The organism is Mesorhizobium sp. M2A.F.Ca.ET.039.01.1.1 (genome assembly GCF_003998035.1).
Classification (GTDB): domain Bacteria; phylum Pseudomonadota; class Alphaproteobacteria; order Rhizobiales; family Rhizobiaceae; genus Mesorhizobium.
In genome coordinates this window covers 1-3,625 of sequence record NZ_RZRY01000638.1, presented here as the reverse complement: position 1 = coordinate 3,625, position 3,625 = coordinate 1, and the positions used below count along the sequence as shown (strand labels likewise).

The 3,625-nt window shown below is 63.3% G+C and carries 4 protein-coding genes and 1 pseudogene; 1 reads left to right on the top strand and 4 read right to left on the bottom strand.

Translation table 11 applies throughout. The features are described from left to right. From EOA24_RS30920 to EOA24_RS30905, 4 genes and pseudogenes are all read right to left on the bottom strand, one after another. Positions 1-454 (bottom strand): annotated as a pseudogene (locus EOA24_RS30920) (ABC transporter permease); the annotation flags it as partial. A 108-nt stretch (positions 455-562) separates the two neighbouring features. Continuing rightward, positions 563-1,504, bottom strand: coding sequence for a sugar ABC transporter substrate-binding protein (locus EOA24_RS30915; RefSeq protein ID WP_126080081.1), 942 nt, complete (start codon positions 1,502-1,504; stop codon positions 563-565). 97 nt (positions 1,505-1,601) lie between these two features. Then, a complete protein-coding gene (locus EOA24_RS30910; RefSeq protein ID WP_127410431.1) occupies positions 1,602-1,832 on the bottom strand; it encodes a hypothetical protein in 231 nt (76 codons plus the stop codon). A 25-nt stretch (positions 1,833-1,857) separates the two neighbouring features. Continuing rightward, on the bottom strand, positions 1,858-2,889 hold the full coding sequence (locus EOA24_RS30905; RefSeq protein WP_126080082.1) for a LacI family DNA-binding transcriptional regulator: 1,032 nt from the start codon (positions 2,887-2,889) through the stop codon (positions 1,858-1,860). 189 nt (positions 2,890-3,078) lie between these two features. Here EOA24_RS30905 and EOA24_RS30900 point away from each other — a divergent pair. Beyond that, a partial coding sequence (locus EOA24_RS30900; protein WP_189354371.1) for a fatty acid desaturase occupies positions 3,079-3,625 on the top strand: 547 nt, incomplete at its 3' end.

Genomic DNA, 3,625 nt, shown 5'->3' with positions numbered 1-3,625 from the left:
GGCCGGCGATCAGGCCGCAGCCGACAGCAACCAGCAGCGGCACGATGACCGGCAGGTCGGTCCAGCCATAATTGATGAACATCGCCTTGGGATTGGGATTGCCGTTGACGGTCGCGACCTGGGCGAAACTCATGGCGATCATGGCGGTGGCGCCGACGATCGAGCCCGAGGACAGGTCGATGCCGCCGCAGATGATGACCTGGGTGACGCCGATGGCGATGATGCCGACAATCGAGACCTGCAGGATGATGATCTGCAGGCGCTGCTCGTTGAAGAGCCCGGAAACATTCTCGCGGGTGTTGAACAGGAAGCTGTCGCCGAGGAAGACGCGGCCGACCAGCTCGAAGGCGGCGACCAGGATGACCAGGGCCAGGAACACGTTGAACTCGGCCGGCCACGGGCGCTTCTTGGCGTCGTAGCTCAGCCCGCCAATGCCATGCGATGTCTGTGACACGTCTTCTTCCTCCGTCGGGCGCAGCTGTCCGGCCTCCCGCGCGGGCGGGAGGAAAGGCGGAGCGGCGCGCTTGTTCCGATTGGACGCGCCGCCCCGTATCGAGGCGCCTCAGTTCTTCTTCAAGAACTTGTCGATGTTCGCCGGTGTCACGAGCTGGAACGGGATGTAGACCTTCTTGTCCACCTTCTCGCCCTTGGCGAGCTTGAGCGCGGCGTCGAGCGCGCCGGCGCCCTGGCCGGCGGCGTCCTGGAAGACCGTCGCATCGAGATCGCCGGCCTGCATGGCCACCAGCGCGTCCTGGGTGGCGTCGACTCCGCCGACCACGACCGACTTCATGTCGATATTGGCGGCCTTCATCGCCTGGATGGCGCCGATGGCGCTTTCGTCGTTGTTGGCGATGACGCCGTCGAAGGCCTTGCCGGACGACAGCCAGTTGGTCATCAGGTTCTGCGCCTCGTCACGCTTCCAGTTCGAGGTCTGCTTGTCGATGATCTTGATGAAGCTGCAGTCCGGCGTGGCGATGACCTCGTCGATGTCCTTGGTGCGCTGCACCGCGGCTTGGTTGGAAAGCTCGCCCATGATCACATAGACATTGGCTTCCTTCTTGCCGGCTTCCTTGAACAGGCGGCAGACCTCCTTGGTCTCGAGCGTGCCGGAATCGGCTTCGTTCGAGGCGACGAAGGCCTGGTTGTCGGGAAGCTTGTCGACATTGACCGGCTCGCGGTTGACATAGACCAGCGGGATCTTGGCCGCGGCGGCAGCGTCCGACATCGCCTGCGTGGCCGAGGTGTCGACCGGATTGACGATGATGGCGTCGACGCCCGAGGCGGCGAAGTTCTTGATTTGGTCGAGCTGCTTGGCGACGTCGTTCTGCGCGTCCTCGACCTGCAGCTCGACGCCATCCATGCCCTTGGCCTGCGCGATCATGCCGTTGCGCAGCACGGTGAGGAAGTTGTCGTCGAAAAGAGCCATCGAAACGCCGATCTTGGCGGCGAAGGCGGATGAACACATCAGCGCCGAAAGCGCGACGCCCAAAAGAAGTTTCTTCATTTTCTCCTCCACTTGGTGTCCGGCTGCACCTATTGAACCGGAATCCCCGGTTTGCCCGGGGAATCTCTCCCTGCGGCCATGCGGCGTCGCCAGTCGACTAGAACGCCTCTTCCTCCGTTCGAACAGGCGCTCCGGAACGAAAGAACCAAAAGGCCTGTTTGGTGAAATATTTATTCCATTTCGTTTCGGAAACGTCAAGGGCGATTCCGACCGGGGCGGCCGGTTTTCGATCACTATGGGCGGGGCGAGGACCAAATTCGTCGAAATTTGCGCCCTTGCCCGGGTGAACCACGATGAAAGAATCCATCAGGCTGATGGATTCTTTCACATCGGCTATATCGTGATCGGCGCGCCTAGATGTTTTCGGGCAGATAGATGTCGAAGGGCAGGAAGGTCTGCCCCGGCGCATTGGCGGCGCCGCTTTCGATGGCATGGGCCATCAGCCCGACGAGTTCGCGGCAGAGCGCCGCGAGCGGCGTCGAGATCACCATGGTGAGGATGTTGTCGGCAAGCGCCGCGCGCGAGACGGCGTTGATCTCGTTGCAGATCACGACCGGCATCTCGGCCGGGCGCGCCGTCCGCAGCGCCGAGACCGCGCCCTCCATGCCGCCGCCGGCGACATAGCAGCCGGCGAGATCGGGATGGCGGGCCAGGAGGTCGAGCATGGCGTCATGCGTCACGTCGTTGGCCTCGAGGTTGACCAGCGTCTCCATCACGGTGAAGTCGGGCGCGTGCTCGCGAAAGAATGAGCGGAAGCCGATCTCGCGCAATTCGTGGCCGTGGAAGCGATGGCTGCCGACGAAAAGCGCGACCTTGCCCGGCTTCCTGGCGGCCTTGGCGATCATCCAGGCGGCGCTGCGCCCGACCTTGCGGTTGTCGAGCCCGACATAGCCCTCGCGGATGCCGGCGGCAAAATCCGACAGCAGCGAGAAGACCGGCTGTCCCCTCGCCTTCATTGTCTCCACGACCGCCGTCAGAGTCGGATGGTCCGGACCGACGACGGCGATGGCCCTGGATTTCGCCGCAAGCCCACGCATCTGGGCGGCGATCTCATCGGGCGCCAGCGAAGCGGCGAAATCGATGGCTGCAACGCCGCGAAAACGCTGCGACTGTGCGACAGCGAGCTCGAGCTCCTTGGCGAAATCGCCATAGAAGACGTCATTGCCCCTGAGCAGCAGGAAGCCGAGCCGATATTCCGGCAATTCCTGGCGCATGCGCTGCTTGATCAGCCCGGCGGCGTGATAGCCGATCTCGGTGGCGGCGTCATAGACCCGGCGCGCCGTCTCCTCGCGCACCGGCAGACGGCTGTTCAGCACCCGGTCGACAGTGGCGACGCTGACGCCGGAGACGCGCGCGAGATCGGTAATGGTCGGGCGCTTTGCCATGAATGCTTCCTCGCTTGTCCCACTCCGGCTATCCGGCTCACCCATATCTCATTCTGATAGAAAATGATAGAAACTATCTTTGTGATGTTGAGATTATCAGATCTTGCGGCTATGCTGAAGTCCAAAGTCAGCGATCGCGCGAGCCCCGCATGGTCGGGCGCTTCGCCAAGGCTCTGACGGAGGACCCCAATGACGGCAATCACGTCTTCGGCGGCGTCGCCGCGTGACTACAGCCTGACCGGCCGGGACGCCAGGCTCGCGGTCGAGAACGGGCTCGCCGCGGCCGAGTGGTACCACACCGATATCCCGCGCAAGCAGATGAAGGAGCTGATGCAGCGCTCCGACGAGCCGGCGATCCGCGACACCATCATCTGGCTCGCCGCTTTCGTCATCAGCGCCGCGGGCGGTATCTGGTTCTGGGGCAGCTGGTGGTGCGTGCCGTTCTTCTTCGTCTACGGCACGCTTTACGGCTCCTCGACCGATTCCCGTTGGCACGAATGCGGCCACGGCACGGCCTTCCGCACGCAGTGGATGAACGACGCCGTCTACCAGCTCGCCTGCTTCATGATCATGCGCAATCCGGTGACCTGGCGCTGGAGTCATACGCGCCACCACACCGACACCATCATTGTCGGACGCGATCCCGAGATCGCCGTCATGCGCCCGCCGGACCTGTTGCGCGTGGTGCTGAACTTCTTCGGCATCGTCGACGCCTGGCATGCGATGACCGACATGC